Below are 24,277 nucleotides of genomic sequence, written 5' to 3'. Positions count from 1 at the left end.
TGCTTTCATCTTACGCCGCAAGGGTTACAAATCAGTTACACCGTCCGAACGAAGAACCGCTTCGTAGCATTTCTGCGTCGCTTCCATCGGCTCGATGCCGAGCTCGGCTTTCAGCGTTTCCACGCATTTCGCGTAATACTTCGCCGCCTGGCGGCGGTTGTTGTTCCGGTAATGGCAAATCATGAGCAGCCGGTACGCTTCCTCCCAGCACGAATCGTGCTCGAGGATGCGCTCGCACCAGCCGATCGCCGCGTCGATCTCCCCGCCTTCGAGGAGGAGACGCGCCAATTTCTCCGCTCCGCGCAGGAACAGTACGGCGAGCCGCTCGCGCTCCTCGGCGCTCCAATCGTCGTAGCGGCGGTCCGGCAAATAGTCGCCTTTGTACAGCTGCAGCCCTTTCTGCAGCGACAGCTTCGCCGTCTCGGGATCCTTCGTTTCGAGCCCGATTTTGACGTGCTGCTCGAACGCGACGGCGTCGAGCTCGAACCCGGACGCCAAATTCAAGGCGTAGGCGCTGCCGTGACGCTGCACGAAGAACGGGTTCGCGCGCGCCTTCCGGCCGGGCTCGAGCGCGGCGTGCAGCGCGTTGAGCGCGACCTTGAAATCTCTGGCCGCCGCTTTCTCGTCGCCGTCGCGCCATAGCGTCGCCGCGATTTCTTCCTTCGTCAGCATCGACTTGCGCTTCGTCAGCAGCAGCTGGAACAGCTCCTTCGCCTTCCCCCTCTGCCAATCGCGGTCCTCGACCGGCTTGTCGCCGAGCCAGACGCGAAATTCGCCCAGCGTCTCGATGCGCAGCGTGTAGCCGGGATGATGCTCCATATGGTCGATGCCGAGCAGCGAGAGCAAATATTTGACGAAATGCTTATGAATCCCCCGTCTCTGCGCTTCGAACAAAAGCGGCGCCAGCTGCTGCACGTCTTTGGGGCCGAACAGCGTCCGCTTCGAAAACAGAAACTCGTATTCGCCGTTCTGCACGGTTCGCAGGAAGGCGTCCATCGCTTGGTCGAATCGTTCGTCTTGATCTTCCTGATACGCGGTCAGCGACATCCACATGTGCGCGAGCGCGACGCCGTAGCTGTCCCCGCAGGCGGCGAACGCGTCGGCGCATCGCTCGAGCAGCGGCTGCGCCGTCTCGGCGCGGCCCGCGCAGCAGGCGGCGACCGCCGTCCCGAGCCGAATGAACGTCGACAGCCACACGTCGTTGACGCGTTCCGTTTCGGCAAGCGCCTGCCGGCCGTAGGCTTCAGCGGCTTCCCAGTCGCCTTCGCGGCCGTACAGCAGGCACAGCCCCATCAGCGGCTCCGCCTTCCCGCGAGGGACGTCGAGACCTTCCATAATGCGCAGCGACGTATTGTAACATTCGAGCGGCACATGGAAGCCGTAGCCCGGCAGCAGCTGCGCCGCATGGCCCATCCGCATCCATCCGACCGCCTCGGAGAACGGCGCCTTCCGGTGAACGCCGTTCAGCATGCCTTCCTGCGCGTATCGCTTCGCCGCCTCCGCTTCGCCGAGGAACGCCTCCACGAGCGACAGCAGCAGCTCCGTCTCCCGATGGGACCTCGGCAGGGCGGACGTCGGCGCTCCGTCGTCGCGCTTCGATCGCTCCAGCATCCGCTTCACCGAATGCAGGCGGCCCGTGCGCAGATGGAGCCGGGCGGTCAATTCGTCCGGGCGTTCGTCCTTCGCGGCGGCGCTTTTCTCCGCCCAGCGCGGCGCTTCCGCCGTCCGTCCGGCGTTCAGCAAATTTTCGGCGATGAGCCGATACAGCGCCCCGCGGTAAGCGGCGATCCGGTCGGAATCCCCCTCCTGCTCGAGCAGCTGAAGGGCGAGCTCCAGCAGCCGTTCGGCCTTGCCCGGCTGGATCGTGTCCAAATAGACGTTCGCTTGCCCCTTCAAACCGAGCATGCGCACGATTCGTTCGCCCGACGCTTCGCCCAGCGCCTCCACCCTCCGGTAATGGCGCAAAGCCGAGGCGTATCGGCAATAGTGCCGGTCCGCTTCGCCTTCGAAATACCACAGGAGCGGATACCGGTCCTTCGTCGCGTCCGGCAGCGGCCTGACGCACTCGACGACCCGGTCGAGACGGCCTTCGGCGACGATCGTCTCGCCGCGGCGGTTCAGCAGCGAGGCGAGTCGATCCTCGTCCTGAAGCGCTTTCAAATGGTGGAGCGCTTCCGCGTATTCGCCGCTTCGCTCGTAATGCTCGGCGGCCAACCGATGGCATTCCGCCTGCAGCTCGGGCTGCAGCGCGAGCTGTCTCGCCAAAAATTCGCGAAACAGCGCATGGTAGCGGTAATGCCCTTGCCCGAGCGCCACGAGGAACAGCCGCTGCTCGTACGCCCGCTCCAGCGTTTCGCCGCCGTCCGGCGAATCGAGCACGGCGCCGCACGCTTTCTCGTTCAGCGCGTTCAACACGGACGATCGCAGCAAAAATCGGCGCATCGGCTCGGGCTGCTGGCGCAGCACCTCCGTCGCCAAATAAGGGAATAAATCGTCCATCGTGAGGTCGGGCCTCTCGAGCAGACTCGAGACGTCCCCGCCGGACAGCAGCCGCTGCCAAATCAACTGAATGGCGATAACCCAGCCTTCCGTGCAGCGGTAAATTCGCTTCGCCGCTTCCGGCGCGAGCGGATACCCGTACGCGTCGCTGAACAGCACCTCGAGTTCTTCTTCGGATAGGACGAGATCGCGCTCGGTGATTTCCAGCAGCGTCTGATTCAGCTTCATCCGGGCGAGCTGCGGCCAGTCCGGCCGGGAACGCGTAGACAGCACGAGGTGGACGCGCGGCGGCAGGTGTTCGATCATATATCGGAAAAACGTTTCCGTTTCTTTCGACGGTTCGAGGTGATGATAGTCGTCGACGACGACGATCAAATCGTCGCGGAGCCCGGCCAGCTCGTTGACGAGCGCCCCGCATACCTGCATCAAATCCTCCTCGCGGACGTAGCCGTCCTCCGGCAGGAGCAGGTCGAGCGCGTCCTGCCCGAACGACGGCAGCGCCGTTCGGACGGCATGGACGAAATAAAGCGCCGCGGCCGTCCAGCTTCGGTCTTCGGCGGAGGCGGTATACCAGCAGCTCGGCGCCGCGCGATCCGCGAGGAAGGTCGCGATCGAGGTGCTTTTGCCGTAGCCGGCGCCCGCGTGGACGAGCGTCAGCGGATAGTTTCGAATTTGGTTGAGTTTTTTGGCCAAAGAGGACCTGCGGAGCACATGCTTTTTCATGATCGGGGGAACCAGCTTCGTGACGACGACGGACGTGTTCATGACTCACGCTCCCTTCGCATGCGTTCGGCCAACGGATAAGTTGGAAACGTTGCCAAGATTATCATAGCATATTTACGATCGCTTGCTTGTTAATCTTGCCGACGGGCGTTTTCGGCAGCCGATCCCACACGACGATGCGTTTCGGCACTTTGTACCGCCCGAGCCGTTCGGCGCAGTGCGCGCGCAGCTGTTCCGGCGTGGCCCGCTGGCCTTCGTGCATGACGACGGCGGCGACGACCGCTTCCCCCCACTTCGGGTCCGCGACGCCGACGACGGCCGCCTCCTTCACCGCGGGCGCGGACAGCAGCGCCTGCTCGATTTCGATCGGGTAAATGTTCTCCCCTCCGGAAATGATCATATCCTTCAGCCGGCCCATAATGTAGACGAACCCGTCCTCGTCCCGCTTCGCCAAATCGCCCGTCCTAAGCCAGCCGTCCCGCATCGCCTCGAGCGTCGCCGCTTCATCGTTCCAATATCCGTTGAACAAATGATGGCCCTGCAGCCAAATTTCGCCCACTTCGTTCGGACGGGCATCCTCGCCCGAGCCTGTGACGATCCGCACCTTATTCAGCAGCATCGGCTGGCCGACGGAGCCGCGCCTTCGCATCGCCTCCTCCGGCGCAATGACGAAATTGTTCGGACCGGCCTCCGTCATGCCGTATCCTTCCTTGAATTTCAGCCCCCGCGCCGCGAAGGCGTCGTAAATCGACAGCGGGCAAGGAGCCCCGCCGGAGATGAAGACGAGGTTCGGCGGGAAGGCGCCCGCGCGGAACTGCTCCGTCTGGACGACGAGGTGGTACATCGTCGGCACGAGCAGCACGTTCGTGCACCGGTATTGAATGAGCCAATCAACCGTTAGGACGGGGTCGAACTGCTTCCCCAGCACGACCGTGCCTCCGGCGAGCAGCACCGGCAGCGTCAGCGCGTTGATGCCGCCCGTGTGAAACATCGGCATGCAGTTCAGCGTGACGTCGGCGTCGCTCAGCCCCCAGCTGACGATCGTATTGACGGCGTTCCACCAGACGGCTCGATGGGAAATGAGCACGCCCTTCGGCTTGCCGGTCGTGCCGCCGGTATAAATCAACAGCCACGGCTCCGCCCAATCGACCGGCTCGCTATCGCGCCGCGGCGCGGAATTGTCGTCCAGCAGCCGCGCGTAAGCGGCGTCGTCCACTCTCCGCCGGTCGGGAATCGGCCAAGCCGCGACGGTCGGCTCGTGAACGCCGGCATAGCCGATCGCTTTCGGGGCGCAGTCGTTCACGATGTACGCGAGCTCCGCTTCCGACAGCCGATAGTTCAGCGGCACGAACAACGCGCCGAGCTTCGCGCACGCGAACATGTAGTCGAAATACGCGACGTCGTTCGGGCTGAGCAGCGCGACGCGGTCGCCTCTGCCGACGCCGGCGTCCCGCAGCGCCGCGGCGAGGCGCGAGGCGCGGTCGTCCAATCTCTCGTACGTATACCGACCGCCGCCGTCCGCGTCGATCAGGGCGATGCCCGCGGGCGACACGCGGCGGCGGCTTGCCAGCCAATCCGCTTCCCAGTTCATGCGCCATGCTCCTCTCCGGTGTCGTTACATCCTTTCGAATACGGCCGCCACCCCGTGTCCGCCGCCGACGCACAGCGCGGCGACGCCGTTCGCGGCGCCTCTGCGGCGCATCTCGTGCAGAAGCGTTACGACAATGCGGGCGCCGCTCGCGCCGATCGGATGGCCGAGCGCGATCGCGCCGCCGTTCACGTTCACGAGTGCACCGTCGAGGCCGAGGGTACGTACGACCGCCAGCGACTGCGCCGCGAACGCTTCGTTCAGCTCGGCGAGCTCGACGTCGTCGGCGGCGAGACCGGCGCGCTCGAGCGCGCGGCGCACGGCCGGCACGGGCCCGAGCCCCATGACGGCGGGCTCGACGCCGACGTACGCGTACGCGCGCAGCTTCGCGAGCGGCGTCCAGCCGTGCCGTTCGGCCGTCTCGCGCGCGCACAGCACGACCGCCGCGGCGCCGTCGTTAATGCCCGACGCATTGCCCGCGGTGACGGTGCCGCCGGGCCGGAACGCGGGCTTCAGCTTCGCGAGCTTCTCCAGCGTCATGCCGGGCCGCGGATGCTCGTCGGCGTCGACGAGCTGGACGGCGCCCTTCTTATCCCGGATTTCGACGGGGACGATCTCTTCGCGGAAGGCGCCCGCCGCCATCGCCCGCTCCGCGCGCAGCTGGCTCTCCAGCGCGTAGAGGTCCTGCTCCTCGCGCGTAATGCCGTTCCGCTCCGCCACCGTCTCCGCGGTAATGCCCATGCCGACGTTCTCGATCGAGCAGTGCAGCCCGTCGAGCGTCATAGAGTCGACGACCGCGCCGTTCCCCAATCGATAGCCGGCGCGCGCGCCCGGCAGCAAATACGGCGCCTGCGACATATTCTCCATGCCGCCGGCGACGACGACGTCCGCATCGCCGGCGCGGATCGCCTGTGCGGCGTTCAGCATCGCCTTCAGTCCCGAGCCGCAAATTTTATTGACCGTGTACGCCGGCACCTCCGGCGGCAGCCCCGCGCGAAACAGCGCCTGGCGTGCCGGTCCCATGCCGAGCCCCGCCTGCAGCACGTTGCCCATGACGACCTCGTCGACCTGCTCGGCCCGAACGCCCGCGCGCTTCAGCGCTTCTTGAATTGCGATGCCGCCCAGCTCGACGGCCGGGACGGACGATAACGATCCCATGAACGATCCGATCGGCGTTCTCGCGGCGCCGACGATGACGACTTCTCTCATCGCAATGAACCCCTTTTCGCGTCGAAAATGTATTACGTTCACTGTACGGAAGGGCAGTTACAAACCAGTTACAACTCGATCGGCGTGCCGCTTTCGGCGAGATCGGCATGAAAAAAAGCAAGCCGGACGATGCCCGGCTTGCTCTCTAGGTTAGATTTAGTAACAGTTCCTGATTGCATCTTACCATACGGCGTGCTATCTTTTATTGTTCGAATGTAATCGAATTTTGGAATTTTAAATAAGCGAGGGATCTGGTTATGGCTTCCGATAAATCTATACGAGAAGGGCTCGTCACCGCTCTGCTCGGGATTGCGATCGTACTGGTCATTATGAATACGATGATGTTTAATTTAGCGCTTCCAGACGTTTCTCGGGACTTCTCCCTGTCGGCATCGTCCGTTTCATGGATCGTAACCGCTTATTCCATCGTGTTCGCCATATCGTCCATTACATACAGCCGATTATCCGACTTCGTTCCGATCCGCAGGCTGTTTCTCATCGGACTTGCAACGATCGGCGTTTCCTCCATCGCGGGCTTTTTCACCAACGAGTTCATTCCATTGCTAATCGTGCGCATCCTTCAAGCTTCGGGAGCCGGGGCGATCCCCGCTTTATCCTTAGTCCTGTTTTCAAGGTACGTACCGCTGGAGCGGCGGGGGAAAGCGATGGCGACGATCATGTCTGCCGCTTCGCTCGGTCTAGGCCTCGGACCGATCGTCGGCGGGGCGGTCGTTCAATATCTCGGCTGGCCGTATTTGTTCGCCGTGACCGCGCTCACGTTACTGCTTCTGCCGTCCTTCGCGATTCTCGTCCCAAGGGAGCAGCCGTCTAGAGGCTCGTTCGATGCAATGGGCGCACTGTTTGCCGGCATCGGGACGACAGGGTTGCTGTTATTCCTGACAAGCGGATTGTGGATCGCTTTAGCGGCGGGGCTTGCCGCTTTGATTCTCTTTATTGTGCGTATTCGCAGCGTTTCGGACCCTTTCGTTCAACCGGCGTTGTTCCGCAATCGGTCTTTCTTGACGCTCGGAGCCGTAGGGATCGCCGCCTATTTGTGCAGCTTCGCTACGCTGTTCTTAATGCCGCAAATCCTTGTCGGCACGTACGGATTAAGCGCCGGCGCAGCGGGACTGATCATCTTCCCCGGATCGCTGCTGGCGATGCTCGTTTCGCGCAAGGCGGGGACGATCATCGATAAGAACGGGAACGATTCCATCATCCGATACGGGCCTTTGGTGATCCTGGCGTCCGTCGTACTCTTCGCATGGCTAGGGGACGTTTCGCCGATCTCAATTATGCTGATCTATATGATCCTGAGCGTGGGCTTTACCTTTCTGAGCAGCAGCATCTCTAACGAAATGTCCCGCATTTTGCCGCCGTCGCAAATCGGGTCCGGGATGGGGCTGTTTCAGCTGCTGCAATTTTTCAGCGGCGCCTTCGGCGTTGCGGCTACGGCCAGCGCGCTGGAGTGGCAGGAAGGATTGCCGCCAAGCGCCGCCTATGCAAACATTTATTGGGGGCTGGCGGTGATCGTGTTCTTTTCGATCGGCTGCTCCATGCTGTATCGCCGCATGTCCGCGGACAAAGCCATCCAAACGTCGTAATGTTCGGCAGCTTCAACGCTGAGACAACAGAAAAGGCCGCCACCGCGGTGACGACCTTTACATTGTCGTTGCGCTACTTTTGTCCGTGGACGAAACCGTCCAACCCTTGCCGCTTTAAGTCCTCCGCCACGAGGCGGGCGAGCTCCCTCGCGCCGGCCCGGTTCGGGTGCAGACTGTCTCCCGGCATGTAGAGCAGCCTGGTCGCTTCCGGACCGATCGACGTGAAATACGCCGAGCTCAATACGTTCAAATCGACGAGCGGCACTTGCTCCTCCTGCGCGAGCGCGACGGTCGCGTGGCGGTACCATCGGTTGACCGAGCTGTGCACGCCTGCCGAGTTGAAATCCGTAGCGCGCCCCTGCGGCGTGGAGAGGACGACCGTTGCGCCGGTCGCTTTCACCTGCCGCACCATGTCGCGCATAATTTCTTTGAATTCCGCTTCCGTCGTGCTGTTTTTCGGATTCGTGTCGTTAATGCCGAGCTGGAGGATGAAATAGTCGCCCGGCTTAATGTATTTCAAAATCGCTTCCAGCTGGCCGTCGTTCCGGAACCCTCTCGCGATTTGTCCGCCGGAGGCCATGTTGCGGATTTGGAAATGCCCCTTCCCGACGAATTCGCCCAGCATTTGCCCCCAACCGGCCTGCATGCTCGTCTCGAGCGGATAATAATTGGCGACCGTCGAATCGCCGCCGATGTAAATCGTCCGATTCGTCACCGGATCTTCCGATAAACGGCGAAGTTTCAGCGCGCTCAGCGTGAACGGCGTGCCTGCTCTCCCCTCCGTCACCAGGAGGTTCAACTGGCCGTCCGTAATCGGAATTTGGAACGAATCGACCGCGTTGTTCCCCGTCATATTGATGATTTGGTACACGCCTTCGGCCGCGACGCTGGCCCGGAACGTGTTGCCGAGCGTGACGGTCACTTGGTAGAGACCGTTCGGCACATCGACGTTGAAGGTGTTCGGCCCCTTCCGATCGTACTGCAGGAACTGCACCGCATCGCTGGCGGCGCCGACGCCGGCGGCGGGCACGTCGCGCATGTGCTCCGGCGTCGCGAAGCCGTACCCTTTCGCCGGGTCGTACGCATCCGCCGCGCGGACGCCGACATGCCCCGGCTCGACCGGTCCGGCGCCGAAATCGAATTGGTACACGTTCGGCGTCTTGACGCGCTCGAGCCGTTCCTTCGCGCCGGCGCCGACGCTTGCCGACGCGCCGCCGAGCAGCGTCGAGAGCAGCAGCGCCGCCGCGACTCCGACTTTCCATCCTTTATTCCCCATTACGATTCCTCCTTCGAGTTCAAGCAAGGACCTTCCGCGGAAGGTCCTTGCTGATCGATATTATTGGGTTACGATTTTGATCGTATCGCTGCCGGCGAAGCCGCTGCCGTCCTGCATCGTTCCTTGGATATGCACGGGCTGCTCACCGCTCGTGCCCGCGAACGCCTCGCGCACCTGCGCGGCGTCGAATTTCACCATGAGATCCTGCTTGCCGTCGCCATCATAGTCGCCTACAGCGGTCGGTTCGGCCTGCGCCGCGATCGTCCGCCCGTTCGCGATCATCGTGACCGTCGCCGGATTCGGCAAGGAGACGTCGCCTCTCGGCTCCATGTACACCGTCACCGCGTTGTCCCCGCTCGATGCGTTCAAGTTCAGCGCATCCGGATCGACGTCGACGGCGACCGGCGAGACGACGCGAATCGCCGGCGCCGGCGGCGTCGACATGCCGTAGCCGAGGAAGAAGCTCGGGTGCGGCGGCTGGTTGTACGATACGTTCTGCCAAGCGATGCCGAGACGGTACATCGGGTCGTGCATGAGCGTATAAATTTTCGTGCCCGTCAAAGCGGTCGTCGTGTAGATGTGGAGCGCGCTGCTGTCCTGCGCCCGCACGACGACTTCCTCGCGCCAATCGCCGAACAAGTCCGCCTGCAGCGTCGGCGTTCCTTTCGTATGGTTGTTCGAATACGTGCCCTCGAACGTGACGACGTTTTGCGTCGTGCCTGTTGCGTAATCCCATTTGTCGATCTTCGGAATGCCGGTGCCGAGCTCGTTCCCGAGCCATACGTGATCGAGCAGCTCGCGCTGCACGTCGCCGTCCCACCAAATGCCGAAGTTGATCGACGACGGCACGGACGTGCCGATTTTCTCGCCTTGGCTGCTCCACAAGCCGACGCCGGCAGCAGCCCACACTTCTTCGCCCGGATACCGCGGGTCGATGTCCGCGGACATGCCGCGGCCGGTGTCTCTGCCGGTGTACACGCCCCACAGCACCTCGCCCGTCTTCGGATCGCGGTACGATGCGCCGTACGGCGAGTTCCGGCTTTCATGCACGCTGAATACTTCCAGACCCGGACGCTGCGGGTCGAGATCGCCGAGATGCATGGCGTCGCCGTGGCCGAGACCCGTCGTGTACAGCCCCGTGCCGTCGTCGTCGATCGCCATCGCGCCGTATACAATCTCGTCCTTGCCGTCGCCGTCCACGTCGCCGACGCTCAGTTGATGGTTCCCCTGGCCGCCGTACCCTTCGTTGCCGGGCTGCGTGCTGTCGAACGCCCAACGCTTTACGATTTGACCGTCTTTAAAATCGTAAGCGACGATGACCGACTTCGCGTAGTAGCCGCGCGCCATGATAAGGCTCGGCGTCTCGCCGTTCAAATACGCGATGCCGGCGAGGAAGCGGTCGACGCGGTTGCCGTAGCAGTCGCCCCAATCGCACACGTTGCCGCGGGCGGGCTCGAACGGCACCGTTGCGAGCGCGCGGCCGGTGGCGCCTTCGAACACCGTCAAGTACTCGGGTCCTTCCAAAATGACGCCGCCGTCGGTCCGATAGTCGACGTTCGGATCGCCGATGACGTTGCCGACGCCGTCGACCGTGCCGTCGGCCGTCTTGAACGCCACCTCCGACTTCCCGTCGCCGTCCAGGTCGTACACCATAAACTGGGTGTAATGCGGGCCGGAGCGAATGTTTTTGCCTAAGGAGATGCGCCACAGGAACGTCCCGTCCAGCTTGTAAGCGTCAATGAACGCTTCCCCGGTTTTGCCGTCGGGCAAATTGTCGCGCGAGTCCGACGGATCCCATTTCAGCACGATTTCGTACTGCCCGTCGCCGTCGAGATCGCCGACGCTCGCGTCGTTGGCGCGGTATGTGACCGTATTCCCGTTGTTGTCGGGATCCGGTCGATCCGCCGGCTTGTTCAGCGGCAGGCGGAGCAAATTCGACGCCATGACCGTCGCCGCCGCGGACGGGCGCTGCTCCGCGCCGTCGATGACGGCGCGCACGTCGTACGTCGAAGCCGGCGTGCCCGTCGGATCGAGGTAGTTCGTCGAGTCCGCGATCGGCTCGGCCGTTAGGCGGACGCCGTCCCGGTAAACGTGGAACGCCGTATCTTGGCGCTCGTAGCCGAGCAGGCGCCAGCTGAGGAACACGCCGGTTTCCGTGCGAATCGCCACGAGCCCGCGATCGAGAAACTCCATCTGTCTCGTCATGCCGTGCGGCGCCGCCGCGGCGCTTCCCGACTCCTGGGCGGCGTCGATCCCGACGAGCGCGTCGAGCGGCAGCGCTTCCGTCGCTTGCGCGCCGCCGAATGCAAGCAGTTGCGAAGCGCCGAGCGTCGCGGCCGCGGCAAGCTTCATGCGTTTCTTCCATAATGGGGATTTCATAGTCATGCCTCCTTATTTGTATCAGCTGCGTCGAGTTCCGATTGGTTTCATGCCGACGGCCGCGCAGCGCGCGCCGGTCGAACGGTCCGCGGTTTGGATGCAGCGAACGCTCCCATCAACATCCCTCCTTTGACCCCAACATAATGGAGTCGCGAAATGGGAACAAGCGTACTTTTTTGTCCGCAAGTTTCCCGCGGGTTGATCGCCGCGTTTGCACCGTTTTTGCCGTTTTGCACATTTTGGTTGGACGATTTTGGACGTTTTGGCCCCGTTTGCCTGACGCTGCCCGCACTCTCGGAAATAAGCGCTTTCAAACGATCGCGCGGCGAAAAAATGTCATCGTTCCGCTGCGCGCGTGCGAAGCGCCCCCGCCGTTCAACCGTCCCCGGGCGCGCGGCTTCGCCGATTTGTCCTACTCCGGGCCCGGTATTCGCCGGGCGTCAACCCTTCCTGCTTTTTAAACATGCGATTAAAGTAGCTTTGTTTATAGCCGACCGCCTCGGCCACCTCGTTCATTTTGAGCTGCGTATCCCGGAGCAGCTCCTTCGCTTTGTTCATGCGCAGCTCGGTCACATACTCCACGAAATTTTTCCCCGTCACCTTCTTGAATGTGCGGCTGAGCGCGTTCGGCGTCGTGCCGGCCCAAGCGGCGCACAGCTCCAGCGTGACCTCTCCCGTATAATGCGCTTCTACGTATGTGAGCGCCTGCTCAATCGTTTTCGCCGCTTGCCGGTCTCCGCTTCCTTCGAGCGCTTCGGCGTACGGCGCTAAGACGCGCCGCTCGAACCACTGAAGCAGCTCTGCCGGATCCTTGCACCTGGAGAGCTCCTCGTACCAATCGACGCCGGGGTACAGCCGGTGGACGGAGACGCCCGCCTGGAGCATCGCCTGCATTGACGCGCCGAGCAGCTGCAGCATCGCCTGCTGCACGTCCGACTCCCTCCCGCCCTGCTCCACAATCGCGCGTTGGAACGCTTCGACGAGCCGCAGCGTTTCGTGCGGCAGGCCGGAGCGGATCGTCTGCGCGATCTCGCTTTCTAGCGTAGCGGGGTACCCGACGGGGACGAAGGCATCTTCGCGCAGCTGTTCGACATCGATCCATTGGCAGTCCCGCTCGAAGCTTCGGTGCCGCAGCGCTCGTTTCGCCTCCGCCGCAAGCCGCGGGATGTCCCGCGCGGTACCGGACGCTCCGCTGATCGACACCGTCACCTTCAGCCGAAGCAGCCGGCGGACGGCATCGATCAGTTCGCCGGCGAACGTCTGCAGCTCTTCCCGAGACGTACCCGCGCCGCCCGACGTCAACAGCAGGGCGACCGTCGTCTCGGGCAGGAGCGCCGCATCGGCCTGCGCGAACCGGATCGCCCCCAGCTCCTCCGCCACATTGGCGGCGGCGAAGGCGGCGAGTCCGTCCTCCTCCGGGGCGAACGGCGCCCCTTCCGCGCCGAAGCCGTGGAGCCGCACGAAGCAGACGACGAACGATCCGCCGCCGGAGGGCCAGCCGAGCCGCTTCATTCGCTCCCTCAGCTCTCGTTCCGAATAATGGGAGGCGAAGCCCTGCACGAGCTGGAGCAAAAATCCGGCCTTCGCTTGCGGCAGCTGGAAGCGCAGCCGGCGTTCGAGCTCCGTCCGCTCCCCCAGCAGGCGGCGCCATTCGCTCTCGATAACGCGAAATTCGTCGCCGTTCGGCACGGAAGGCGACGCCGACAGTGACGGAGGCGTCGGCGATGCGGCCGAAGGCCCGCCGAACGACCGAAGCAGCCGCTCGATCGGCGAGTACAGCGCGCGGCAGGCGAACCACGCGCATGCGGCCGCCGCCGGAAGCGCCGCCGCGGCGAACGGCAGCGGTTCGCGCAGCGCATGAGACGTTCCGTCCCCCAGCGCCCAATGCCGAACGACGTCGATTGCGACGCCCGGCAGACAAGCGAGGGCGAGCAGCAGCGCGAAGCTTTTCCAATAAAATTTGCCTTTTCTTCGTAATTTCCCACCCATCTGCGAAGGTATCGTGACGAACAGCAAACGACGTACCATGAACACCACCCGTTTCGTGTGATTTTCATTCCTCCGTGCGAACCGCCCGCGGCGGTCCAAATGGAACACGGATGCCGCGCCAGCGTGACATCCGTGTGTACGATCGAACAATTCGTTATGCTTCTTCCAATTGGTCGCCGATCAGAGCCATACAAACGATGACGTTGATCGACCACTGCGATGCCGTATTCGTCGAAATCCAAGGGAGCTCTTGAATATTCCTTACATATTCGCCGCGAGGCACCGGCGTCGTCTCGAACGGAAGAGGAACGGTCCAATGCGTGAACTGCTCCAGCAGCAGCGACCACGTCTCCCGCGCCAGCTCCCGGTCGCCCCGGTGCGCGGCCGCGAACGCCATCATCGTCGTCGCGAGCATCGGAATGTTCCAATCCTTGCCGCGGATGGCGCCGTTCGTCCGCCGCGCCTTCTCCTCGGCCGGCAACGTATAGAACGCTCCGAATTCCGCGACCATGTCGGCCCATTCCGGATCGTCGATCAGCCCCGCGAGCTCCGTCCAAATTTGCGCCCCGCCCATGCAGATGATCAGATGATGCCCGTAGTTTTCGTCGCCGAAATAGTGCATTTCGCCCGTTTTCGGATCGTAGCCGAAGACGGGACCGGTCAGCAGCCGATGCGGCATCTTCTTCAAGCATTCGATGCCGACGAGCATCTTGTCGCGGTACGCCGTATCCTCGTGCCGCTCCCACTGCGTGAGCCAGTTGGAGCAGAACGCCGCCCAGTCGGGTCCGCTGCGCGCGTGCGTCGGGAACTCGTCCTTCGGATAGTAAGCGCGCATCGGGTCGAGGCCGAGCAGCGCGAAGTCGGCGTCCTTGACCGCGTCCATCAAGTCGCCGATCCGCTCGTCCGCCGTCAAATAATAGTAGTAGCGGTGCAGACCGGCCATTGCGATGCGCGCTTCCTTGCAGCCGCAGCCCCAGTGCAGCACGTTATGGCGAGACCCGAGCCCCGCGTATTCGCCGATATGATACGCATCCACTTCGCTCGTATGGCGCGTCATCGCCTCGGCGAAGCGGAATACGTCCTCGCGCCCCGAGCGGAGGAACATGTACCACAGCCACATGTTCGGCGCGAGCTCCGTGTTTTGCCAAGCGCAGCCGCCGATGTCGTAGCGCCATGTGTGGCGGACCGTGTCGTAGCTGTGCATGACGTCGCCGTAATCCCAGAAGCCGTACCAGCCGCGCTGTTCGACCTCCTCCATGTAGAAGGCGACCAACCCGTCGAGCGCGTCCTCCAGCTTCGCTTTCAGCGGCGTGCCCCGGTCCGGCAGACTCCAGACGCCGAGCGTTTTCGTGCCGTGGTACGTCTCCGGATCCGCGATCAGAAGCGGCGGCGATTCTTTCACGGAAGCGTATGCATCGAGCGCGGACAGATCCGGCGTCGATTCGCAGCACCAGAGCGTCAGCTCGTTCGTGTTCGCGATGCCGTACGGCGTGCTGCGCATTTCGTCCGCGCCTTCGTAGCAGGACAAGACATGCGTCTCTGTATCGTAATGGCGCAAGTCCATCGCCGGCGCGTCCGGCGACCAGAGCCACGCGGTCAACGAAGCTTCGTTCGCCGACATCGCCTCCGCCTCGAGCGCCGTCGGCGCCTTCTGCCAGAAGTGGCGCAGCCCGACCGCGAGCCCGCCGCCTTCCCCGCCGGCGTACGCGAAGCCGCCCGCGCGGCGGCCGACGGCGGCGCGAATCCAGCTGCAGCCTTCTTTCGTGCGCTTCAGAACGGTGTACGAGTCCGCCGTATGCTGCACGAGCTTAAACCCGTTCCACACCGGGGAATCGTCGATCAGCTTCAGGAAATCGGCGTCCTGCGCCTCGTCGAACGCGATGCGCTCCCCCGCCGTCTGACGGCGGTACAGCTCCTGATACCGGTCGCGCGTCCGGAACGTCTCGAGCCCTTTCGGCGATTCGGCGAACCAGCCGTCGTCGCCCGCGAGCCGGACATGCCGGTTGTACAGCGGCCCCCGCAGCGGCACGCTGAAGGAGACGCCGAGACCCTTAATGTAGTCTTGATGCGGATTGCCGTCGTACGTGAACGTATGGACGACGCGCACCGACTCGAGCCCCGCATAAAAATACAGCCGCACGACGAACGGCAGCCATTTCCGTCCGCCGGCTTCGACGCGGTGCCGTCCCGTCACCTTCACGACCGCGCGCACCGGCCCCGCTTGCTCGACCTTCGCGCCGGCCACTTCGCTGACGAACGGCTCCTCCGCGGTCGTGTTTACGCCGCCGTCCGTCCGCCGCGCCTCCCGAATGCCGACCAGCTTCGCGCCTGAGCAGATGCGCTCCTCTCCGCGCACGATATCGCGGATGATCGAAGAACCGGTGCGGGGAATGCGGCAGCGAATCGCGCCGGTGTCGACCTCGATGTCGCCGTCGCCGTCCGTTACCGAGACGGTCGCCCCGCCCGGATTCGCCGAGCCGGCCGTCGTCCGCTCCAGCGCGAAGCCCGCTCCCGCGGCGCCTCCCGCGAACGACGCCGCATGCGCCGTCCATTTCACGCTGCCGTCCGGCCAATACGCCGTCGGCCAGCTCTGCACCGGAACGGCGCCGCCGTCCGCCGCGCGCAGCGCGAACGCGTCCTCGCGGGACAGCGCGCCTTTCGCCCAAGGGACGCCCCATGTCGTCCCGGCCGCGCAAGCGGGCAGCTCGCCGCCCAGCCAGCGCAAGGGCACCGTTGTCGCAGGAGCTTGAATCGAGTTTGTCATTGTGAGTCCTCCTCGCCGCATGCCGCTTCGCCGCGGATGCGATGGATTTGCAAATCGGCGTATTCCGCGATCAGCGGCGCCATTTGCCGGAAGCCGACGCTGCCGGCGCCGAGCGGCGGCCCGTGCTCGCCGTCGTCGATGTAATGAAATATAGGCAGTCCGTCGATCGAGAACGATACATGGTTGCCGAGCTTCGCGACCTCGATCCGGTACGGCGGATCGCAATCGTTGATATGCGGAATCGGATCCGCGCCCTGCGCGACCAAGTGGAAGCCGTAGCTTTTGCGCAAATTACACGTCTGAAACCGCCGCTCCGATTCGTACATGCGTCGGAAATACGACACATGGTACGCGTTGATGTCCCCATGGTGATACTGGTCGTACGGCCCGCTTCGCGGCGCCAGCGACTCGTCCAGCACATGCTCGCCGTTCCGCCCGCTAGCTGCGAAGAACAAAATCGCAAGACCCGGGTCCCGCACCGGCCAGAAGCTCCAGCTTATGGCGACATCGTCCGGGAACGTCTCGGGACACCAAAATACGATATTGGCCGCCTGGCCTTCGGCGGGGTCGCGCCTGCTCTCGAGCCGCATGCGGCCGAGCGGGAACGTGACCGCGCCGTCTCCCTCCATGACGAAATCCCGCACGTCCGACGCCTCTGCCAGCGCGTTTCGATACAGCAGCTCCGTTTTTTCATATTGCAGCACGCCTGCAGTCCTCCTTCTATAACCGTCTCTAATATTCTCCGCCGGGATACAGCGTCGAGCTGTACAGCCGCTTCGGCTGCGGCAGCGCGCGGCCCGGGTTCCGCGCCTCGAGCGCCGTCGGCTCGGCGCCGAAGATCGTTACCTCGTCGTCGGTATAGATCAACACCTGCTCCTTGCCCGAGCCGACCAAGTCGGCATGCGCGGCGTACCCGTCGACCGGGAACGATACGACCGCGTTCATATGGCCGTCGTACAGCGTCGGGAAGATGCCGCCGCCGCGGCGGTAGGCGAGAATGTGATCGAGCGGGCCGCCGTCCCAGCCGCGCATCGTTTCGACGATCGTCAGCCAGCCGCTCGTCGTCCGCTCCTCCTTCCACAGCTCCCTGCCTTCCCCGTCGAGCAGGAACATCGCGTCCTTCCCTCGGGTCGGAACGCCGGCATCTCCCCGCTCGATGCGGTCGAGTCCGGCGATTTGCAGCCCCGGCACGTCCGCGCGGAATTTGCCGAGCGCGACGTGCTGCGACTCGATCGATCCGGCGTACCGCCATAGCTCGCGCCCGTCCGGGGCGTACATGACGGTCACGCTTCCGCCGATGACGAGCTCGTTCGTCCCGTCACCGTTCACGTCGCCGACCCAGATGCAGTCCGCATGATCTTCGAGATCGCGGCATGACCACAGCTTCCGCCCGTCGGCGTCCAGCAGATCGTAGCCCGCCATCACCTCGTCGCGGCCGTCGCCGTTCACGTCATGCGCCCACGGGAAATGGCCGGGATTGCCTTCATGCGTCCACAGCGGCTCGAACGTATCCGTCATCGCCCACATGCGCCGGTACCGGTCCTTCAGAATGATGTCGCGCGGCCGCGGGCCGCCTCGTAAATTCGCGATGATAATGCAGTCATGCGCCTCGTCCGCCGGCAGCGCGTAGGACGCCTTGACCTTGCCCGTCGCGCCTTCTAGGACGAGGAACCGTTTCCCCATCACGCACAGCACCTCGAGCGCCCCGTCGCCGTCGATATCGTAAATTTGCACCGGATAATCGGATCCGGCTTTGCCGCATTGCGGATCGGGCTTTCCGACCTGCCATATCAGCCTGCCATCCAGATCGAACGCCGTCAAGCAAATCACTTGATGCGGCACGTACCGGTCGTCGATGCCGCCGTCGGGCTGCGCCATCAAGAGCTCCATCCGGCCGTCCCCGTTCAAGTCGCCGAGCAGCAGCTTGTTCCTTACGCCCGCCGCCCGGATATCGATGGTGCCGAGCAGCGCTGAAGTTCTCGTTTCCACCGTTTCCCACCGCTCCCCTCAAAAGGGACAGTGCCGCAGCCTATCGGCCGCAGCACTGTCCGGCGTATTATTGCTTCGACGCCTCGTACAGCTTATTGATTTCGTCGATATATTCCTGACCGCCCGTCTTGAGCCACAGATCGTGCGCGGCCTGCAGGCCGTTGTCGTCGATTTGACCGACGATGTACTGGATGCGCGCATCCAAAATAATGTTGTCAAGCTGCTGTCCCTTCTGCGAGTAGACTTCGGAGATCAGCGGCTCCGCCGGGTTCGCGACGACGATTTGTTCGTTAGCCTTTTGAACGTCGGTGATCATCTTGTTGATCGGCGTCACCTCGCGCGTCGGAAGGTCCGGTCCGATATACATCGTCATTTGGTTCAAGCTGAGGCGCTCTTTCTTAAGACCCGGTTCGTTGCTTTCGATCGGTACGACGAAACCGTTCTCCATCTTGTAATGACGCCCTTCGATGCCGTACTCCAGCACCATTTGCATTTCCACGTCGTTCAACTGGTCGAGGAACGTCAGTACGCGCTTCAACTGCTCTTCGGTTTTAATCGAGGTTTTGGAAATCGCAATGACGTTCGCGTAACCCGACGTCGGCATGTCGCGATGGCCCTTCGGACCGACCGGAGCTTGGAACACCGCCGTATACGGCTCGTCGCGCTTCCCGTATTTTTCCTGCATTTTGTCGTCGAGTCGGCGGGCGTTGTCCGCTACGTCGACGAATACGCCGGCCTCTCCGTTGATGAACGGATCGTTCCATACCGCCGAGTCCATGACCGCGAAGTCTTCGTTCACAAGCTTTTCGTCATACAGCTTCTTGAAGAACTTCAACGCTTCCTTGTACTCCGGCGTCATGTGCGTCGGCACGAGCTTGCCGTTCGCATCCTCGCCCCACTTGTTCGGCGCGCCGAACCATACCTGCATAATGTCCCACGGTCCGTGCCATTTCGTAATGACGATGCCGTACGTATCGTCCTTCCCGTTGCCGTCCGGATCTTGTTCGCTGAACGCTTTCAAAACATTGTAAAATTCATCGATCGTTTTCGGCGCTTCGAGACCGAGTTTTTTCATCCAATCCGCATTTAACGTCATCCCCATGCGGCCGAGCGTGCGTTCGCGGTAGATGCCGTAAATCTTCCCGTCGACGCTGGTGTTGTTGAGCACGACAGGATTCGCCTGGCTAAGGTTTTTGTAGTCCTTCAGATACGGTCCGATTTCCCAAAATGCGCCGTTTCGCGCCGCGTTAATAAAGCTCGGGTTTTTGGGGTCGATGACCATCAGCGTAGGCAGCTCCCCCGATGCGAGCGTAATATTCATCTTGTCGCCGTACGTACTGTTCGGCACGAACTGCATCGAAAGGTCGGTGTTCGTATATTCCTCGATCGCCTTAATTACGACGGAGTTATCGTCCGGATAACCTAGGTTTTCCGGATCGAACCCTGGAACCATGAAAGAGATCTTCAACGGATCCTGCTTCGCTGGCGCCTCCGCGCCTTTGTTGTCCGTCGATTGCGTCGTATCCCCGCCTGTCGAAGGCGCCGGCTCGCTGCCGGTTCCCGAATTGCCGGAGCATGCCGCAAGCGTCGTCATTCCGGCAGCCAGCAAAATTGCGAGCGATTTTTTCGATGTCCGTTGATTCGTCAACATGTTTTTGCCCTCCCTATTTTTTATAGCTAGTTATCTATAGATATCGCCAGTCGGCGACAATCTACCCCTTAATGGAGCCTAGCAGAACACCCTTGGCGAAATGCTTCTGCAAGAACGGGTACACCATGAGAATCGGAATCGTGCCGACCACGATGACCGCCATCTTCACGGATTGCGCAGGCGGCTGCACGAAATTCGGATCCATGTTATTGATGTCGCCGGCCGCCATCTGGGACAGCATGACGATCTCTCTCAGCATGACCTGGAGCGGCCACATCTTATGGTCGTTCAAATAGAGCAGCGCAGCGAAGAAGTTGTTCCAATGACCTACGGCGTAAAACAACCCGAATGTGGCGATAATCGGCTTCGACAGCGGAAGGACGATGCGCCATAGCACGCCCAGATCGGTACAGCCGTCGATCCGGGCCGATTCCTCCAATCCCGCGGGGAGATTTTGGAAGAAGTTCTTAATGACGATCAGATTGAAGGCGCTGATCGCCCCCGGAAGAATGACCGCCGCAAAGCTGTCCAACAACCCAAGCTCCTTCACGATGAGGTACGACGGAATCATCCCGCCGCTGAAAAGCATCGTAAAGATGATCATATTCATGAAGAAATTACGGCCGATCAAGTCTCTCCGGGACAAGGAGTACGCCATCGTCAGCGTGAACGCCAGGTTCGTTAACGTGCCGAATACCGTAATGATCACGGAGTTGCCCATTGCCCGAAAAATCGTATCGGTCGAGAAAATATACTGGTACGCCGCGATCGACGGATCGTGAGGGAACAAAAAGAATTTCCGGGCCGTTAATTCAGCCTCGGTCGCGAACGACCCGGCGATAATGTAGACGAACGGGAGCACCGTGACGAGCGCAAAGATGAATAAGAGCAAATAGTTCACGCCATCAAACATCTTTTCGATGAACGAATCATGTTTACTGATCATTTTGTTTCACCCCTTTGACGCTATAAAATGCCTTCTTGTCCGAACTTTTTCGCGAGCCAGTTGCTGCCGTAGATCAATACGATGCCGACGAGCGATTTGAATAAGCCGATCGCCGTACTGTAACTGAATGCGCCTTGCGTAATGCCTACGAAGTACACATACGTATCGAACACATCGGCGACGGAGCGGTTCAGCGAGTTCGTCATCAGGAAAATTTGCTCAAAGCCGTTGTCTAGGAAGTTCCCCATCCGTAAGATCAACAAAATGACGATGGTGCTGCTGATCGCGGGAAGCGTAATATGAAGCAGCCGTTGGAATCGAGTCGCGCCGTCGACGATCGCAGCTTCGTACTGTTCTACGTCGACCGAAGCGAGCGCGGCGAGAAAAATGATCGTCCCCCAGCCCGTCTCCTTCCACATGATTTGCAGAATGATTAACGGGCGGAACCAAGCCGGATCGCTGAGGAAATTGATTTGCTTACCGGTAATCAGCGCAATCAATTCGTACAGGATGCCGCCGTTCGGCGTCAGGAAGACGTACGTCATGCTCGCCACGATCACCATCGATACGAAGTGAGGCACATACACCATCGTTTGCACGAACCGTTTGAAAATGTCGATCCGAATTTCGTTCAGCAGCAGCGCGATAATGATCGGAGCCGGGAAGAAAAACGCTAAGTCGTATACGGCCAAGATTAACGTGTTGCGCAGCAATCTTTCGAAATCCGGATTGGCGAAGAAATTCCGGAAATGCTCGAAGCCGATCCAGTCGCTTCCGAAAAAGCCGAGAAACGGCGAATAGTTTTGAAATGCGATCAGCACGCCCCACATGGGCAAATATTTGAAAACGATAAAATACAGTAGACCGGGCAGCAACAGAAGGTATAACCAACGATCCCTCTTCAGCTTGCTGATCCAGGGCCGCGTCGCCTTGCGCATCGTTGCGTGCGGCGTCGCGTAAGCTTCATGGGATGACGGCAGCGACGAATTCATCGGAATGCTCCTTTCGGGTATTGAGTCCCGCGGCAGCCATCGCCGCTGCGGTTAACCTGAGTATGGAACAAGGGTGAGATCGCTTTCAATTCAACATTTTTGCAAGCGAAAAGGCCTTGCGTATCAAGGCCTTTCGCTGTCGATTGCACTCTTTTGTCGGATGTTTCATTTCTTGCGGATCACGTCATATCGCGGTATTGGCCGGGCGTCACGCCGACTTGCTTTTTGAAGATACGGTTGAAATAGCTCTGTTGGTAACCGACCGCTTCCGCGATGTCGTTAATTTTTTTGTCCGATTCGCGAAGGAGCGTTTTCGCCCGTTCGATGCGGACGTTCGTCAAATAGTCGATAAAATTGACGCCCGTCGTCTGCTTGAACCACTTGCTCAGCGTATAGGGGGTCGTCCCCGCCAAATCGGCGCACTGCTCGAGCGAAATGTCCTTCCAATAGTTTTCGTCGATATATGCGACCGTCTGATCGACCATCCGTTTCATTTCGGCATCCGCCCGCGCTTCGAGCTCCTTCACGAACGGTTCGATCATGTGACGCTTCATCCATTCAAGCATCTTGCCCGGTTCGCGCATTTGCGACAGCTCGCCGAAGCCGTTCGCTCCGCCGAGCCAACGGCCTGCGTCGAACCCGGATTCGAGCACCGCGTGGCGCAGGCTGCCGTACAGCTGCAGCATACCCTGCTGCACGCCGTATTCCGACCCCCTCGCGGTTTGCAGCTCTTGCAGGAACGCCGAGGTGAGCTTGCCCGCCTCCTGGCTGCGTCCCATGCGCAGCGCCTGTACGATGTCTTTCTCCAGAGAGAACGGATATTTGCTTTCGCCGCTCTCCGGTTCGGCCGTCGCTTCGTTCAGGTCGATAATTTGATTTTTGTTGCCGAATTGCCGATAGTTCGACGCCCGCTCGACTTCCATGAACACGTCCGACAGCCGTTTGACGCAGCCTTCGGAACGGCCGATCGTAATCGACACCCTCATTTTTAAAATCGCGTTGATCGCCTTCGTCATGTCGTCCCCTAGCTCGCGCAGGCGCCGCTCCGTATCCTCATCCGCCGGACAAGAAATTAACAACCCGGCGGAGAGGTTATAGAAAGGTATGACGCAATATTGCCCGAACCGCTCTCGCGCCAGCTCGTCGATGATGTTCGACGCCGAGAACGACACGAGGCTCTCGTCGCCGGAGAATCGGTCGGATACGCTGTCGTGGCCGGTCAATTGAATGTACATCAAATAAAACGAATGGCCGGCGACGTCCCATTCGTACTTGCGCAGCCGCTCGCGAAGCTCCTCCTCCGAGTAGCCGTACAAATGACCTTGGAGCAGCTGCTGCAGGAAGCCGATTCGCAGATGCGGCACCTGCTCGCGAAGACGCTCCTGCAGGTTGCGGCTTTCCTGCGTCAGGTCCGTCCACCGGTGCTCGAGGAACTGGAATTCGTCCAGTCCGTGCGGCTTCAGCTCGTGGGGTGTTCCGCCGGTCAACACCTGGAGCATGCGCGCTACCGGCGAATACATGCGGTTGGACGCAAACCACGATAAGACGACCGCCGCAAGCAAACCCAACGAACTGACGGCGAGAATGATGTTCGACGTGACGACGGCCGACGACACGATCGCGGTGAGCGGAGCGGCCGACACGTACGTCCACTCCGTCTCGATCCGGGGCATCCTCCCGTAGGAAACGGTGTACGCGACATCTCCCGTCTCGAACACGAACGTCCCGTTCGGCGACTCGAGCAGCCGCTTCGCGACCCGCTCGCGCAGCGTCTCCGTCGCTTCCGCGCCCACCGTACTGTCCGACACGATGCTTCGGCCCTCCCCGTCTAAGAGCATCGTGATCCCTTCATTGTACGGAGTCAACGTGCGCAGCAAATTCAACAGCCTCTCCCGCTCAAGCGTCAGCGACAGCAGCGCGAACGGCGTCTGACTGTCTCCCGGCACTTTGTGAACCAACGTAATGGGCTCTCGGTCGCTGATCCAATATACGGTGCGGCCATCGTCCATCAGCCGTTGGTATTCCCGTATGCGCGAAGGATCGGTTAGCCTCCGGTAGCCGGGCTGGAAGAGGACGGGCTTCTCTCTCCCGCCGACGTATAGCTCCGTATCTTTAATGAGCGGATGCGAGCCCTGCATGACGACCAGCGTCTTGCTGATATCGTTCGTTTCTTGAAAATAGTACACGAAATCGAGGTCGCGCATCCCCGAGCCGAATCGCGGGTCGAACGCCCAATGCGCGAGGTTCAGCTCCAAATATTGCAGCTGGTCGTCCACGTTCCGGGCCCGTTCTTCGATTTGCTCCTGATGCAAAGCGCCGAGATGGCGCTCCATGCCGCCAATGACGAAAAAGTAAATTATCGCGCCGGTAATCAATCCGGGTATGCTCGCCGTGAGCAAAAACATGATTAAGCTTTTTTTATAATAGGTCCCCTTTTTCGCCGATTGGGTTGCGCTGCGTTGAAACATGCGCGTATCGCCTGCCCTTCCGATGGTGATTATGATGTAAGCGTTTGCATTCCTCCCAAAAAAATGTCGTTCTCTATTATATCGCAATCTCTTTCTGAACATAGGTGAAAAAATCCGACCTAAATAGGTAAAAATCCGTTATTTTACCAGTATTTTTGTAAAAAAAGAACGCGGCCGGCAAATCCGGACCGCGTTCTTTT

14 protein-coding genes are annotated in these 24,277 nt (G+C 61.3%); 1 reads left to right on the top strand and 13 read right to left on the bottom strand.

Annotated elements, in window-relative coordinates:
- Window positions 1–24: 24 nt before the first annotated feature.
- The 3 genes from VE009_RS23165 to VE009_RS23155 all read right to left on the bottom strand — a co-directional run bounded on the left by VE009_RS23165 (window position 25) and on the right by VE009_RS23155 (window position 6,019).
- Window positions 25–3,264, bottom strand: a complete 3,240-nt coding sequence (locus tag VE009_RS23165) for a BTAD domain-containing putative transcriptional regulator (RefSeq protein ID WP_325011803.1) — start codon at window positions 3,262–3,264, stop codon at window positions 25–27.
- 61 nt (window positions 3,265–3,325) lie between these two features.
- Complete coding sequence (locus tag VE009_RS23160; protein WP_325011801.1) at window positions 3,326–4,813, bottom strand: long-chain fatty acid--CoA ligase; 1,488 nt, start codon at window positions 4,811–4,813, stop codon at window positions 3,326–3,328.
- Window positions 4,814–4,837: 24 nt separating this feature from the next.
- Complete coding sequence (locus VE009_RS23155) at window positions 4,838–6,019, bottom strand: acetyl-CoA C-acetyltransferase (RefSeq protein ID WP_325011799.1); 1,182 nt, start codon at window positions 6,017–6,019, stop codon at window positions 4,838–4,840.
- 257 nt (window positions 6,020–6,276) lie between these two features.
- Here VE009_RS23155 and VE009_RS23150 point away from each other — a divergent pair, with 257 nt between their 5' ends.
- Window positions 6,277–7,623 carry an MFS transporter gene (locus tag VE009_RS23150; protein ID WP_325011797.1) on the top strand — a complete coding sequence of 449 codons (1,347 nt, stop codon included), beginning with the start codon at window positions 6,277–6,279 and terminating at the stop codon, window positions 7,621–7,623.
- A 73-nt stretch (window positions 7,624–7,696) separates the two neighbouring features.
- Here VE009_RS23150 and VE009_RS23145 read toward each other — a convergent pair whose 3' ends face one another.
- From VE009_RS23145 to VE009_RS23100, 10 genes are all read right to left on the bottom strand, one after another.
- Window positions 7,697–8,899: a rhamnogalacturonan acetylesterase gene (locus VE009_RS23145; RefSeq protein ID WP_325011795.1), complete on the bottom strand. Its 1,203-nt coding sequence runs from the start codon at window positions 8,897–8,899 to the stop codon at window positions 7,697–7,699.
- Between the two features lie 60 nt (window positions 8,900–8,959).
- Window positions 8,960–11,092, bottom strand: coding sequence for a rhamnogalacturonan lyase (locus VE009_RS23140; protein WP_325012153.1), 2,133 nt, complete (start codon window positions 11,090–11,092; stop codon window positions 8,960–8,962).
- Window positions 11,093–11,653: 561 nt separating this feature from the next.
- A complete protein-coding gene (locus VE009_RS23135; RefSeq protein ID WP_325011793.1) occupies window positions 11,654–13,306 on the bottom strand; it encodes an AraC family transcriptional regulator in 1,653 nt (550 codons plus the stop codon).
- 115 nt (window positions 13,307–13,421) lie between these two features.
- A complete protein-coding gene (locus tag VE009_RS23130; protein WP_325011791.1) occupies window positions 13,422–16,031 on the bottom strand; it encodes a hypothetical protein in 2,610 nt (869 codons plus the stop codon).
- Window positions 16,028–16,735 carry a DUF1961 family protein gene (locus VE009_RS23125; RefSeq protein WP_325011789.1) on the bottom strand — a complete coding sequence of 236 codons (708 nt, stop codon included), beginning with the start codon at window positions 16,733–16,735 and terminating at the stop codon, window positions 16,028–16,030. Before VE009_RS23125 ends, VE009_RS23130 begins: the two co-directional genes overlap by 4 nt.
- A 28-nt stretch (window positions 16,736–16,763) precedes the next feature.
- A complete protein-coding gene (locus VE009_RS23120; RefSeq protein ID WP_325011787.1) occupies window positions 16,764–18,020 on the bottom strand; it encodes a hypothetical protein in 1,257 nt (418 codons plus the stop codon).
- Window positions 18,021–18,087: 67 nt separating this feature from the next.
- Window positions 18,088–19,671: an extracellular solute-binding protein gene (locus VE009_RS23115; protein ID WP_325011785.1), complete on the bottom strand. Its 1,584-nt coding sequence runs from the start codon at window positions 19,669–19,671 to the stop codon at window positions 18,088–18,090.
- A gap of 61 nt (window positions 19,672–19,732) precedes the next feature.
- The gene (locus VE009_RS23110; protein WP_325011784.1) at window positions 19,733–20,617 is read right to left on the bottom strand and encodes a carbohydrate ABC transporter permease; all 885 of its coding nucleotides are present in this window, start codon (window positions 20,615–20,617) and stop codon (window positions 19,733–19,735) included.
- A 20-nt stretch (window positions 20,618–20,637) separates the two neighbouring features.
- On the bottom strand, window positions 20,638–21,555 hold the full coding sequence (locus VE009_RS23105; protein ID WP_325012151.1) for an ABC transporter permease: 918 nt from the start codon (window positions 21,553–21,555) through the stop codon (window positions 20,638–20,640).
- A gap of 233 nt (window positions 21,556–21,788) precedes the next feature.
- The gene (locus VE009_RS23100; protein ID WP_325011782.1) at window positions 21,789–24,077 is read right to left on the bottom strand and encodes an AraC family transcriptional regulator; all 2,289 of its coding nucleotides are present in this window, start codon (window positions 24,075–24,077) and stop codon (window positions 21,789–21,791) included.
- Between the last annotated feature and the right edge of the window lie 200 nt (window positions 24,078–24,277).

It is taken from the genome of Paenibacillus sp. (genome assembly GCF_035645195.1).
Classification (GTDB): Bacteria; Bacillota; Bacilli; order Paenibacillales; family YIM-B00363; genus Paenibacillus_AE.
Note: the sequence above shows the minus strand (reverse complement) of the source record. Positions and strands in the feature narration are given on the sequence as shown.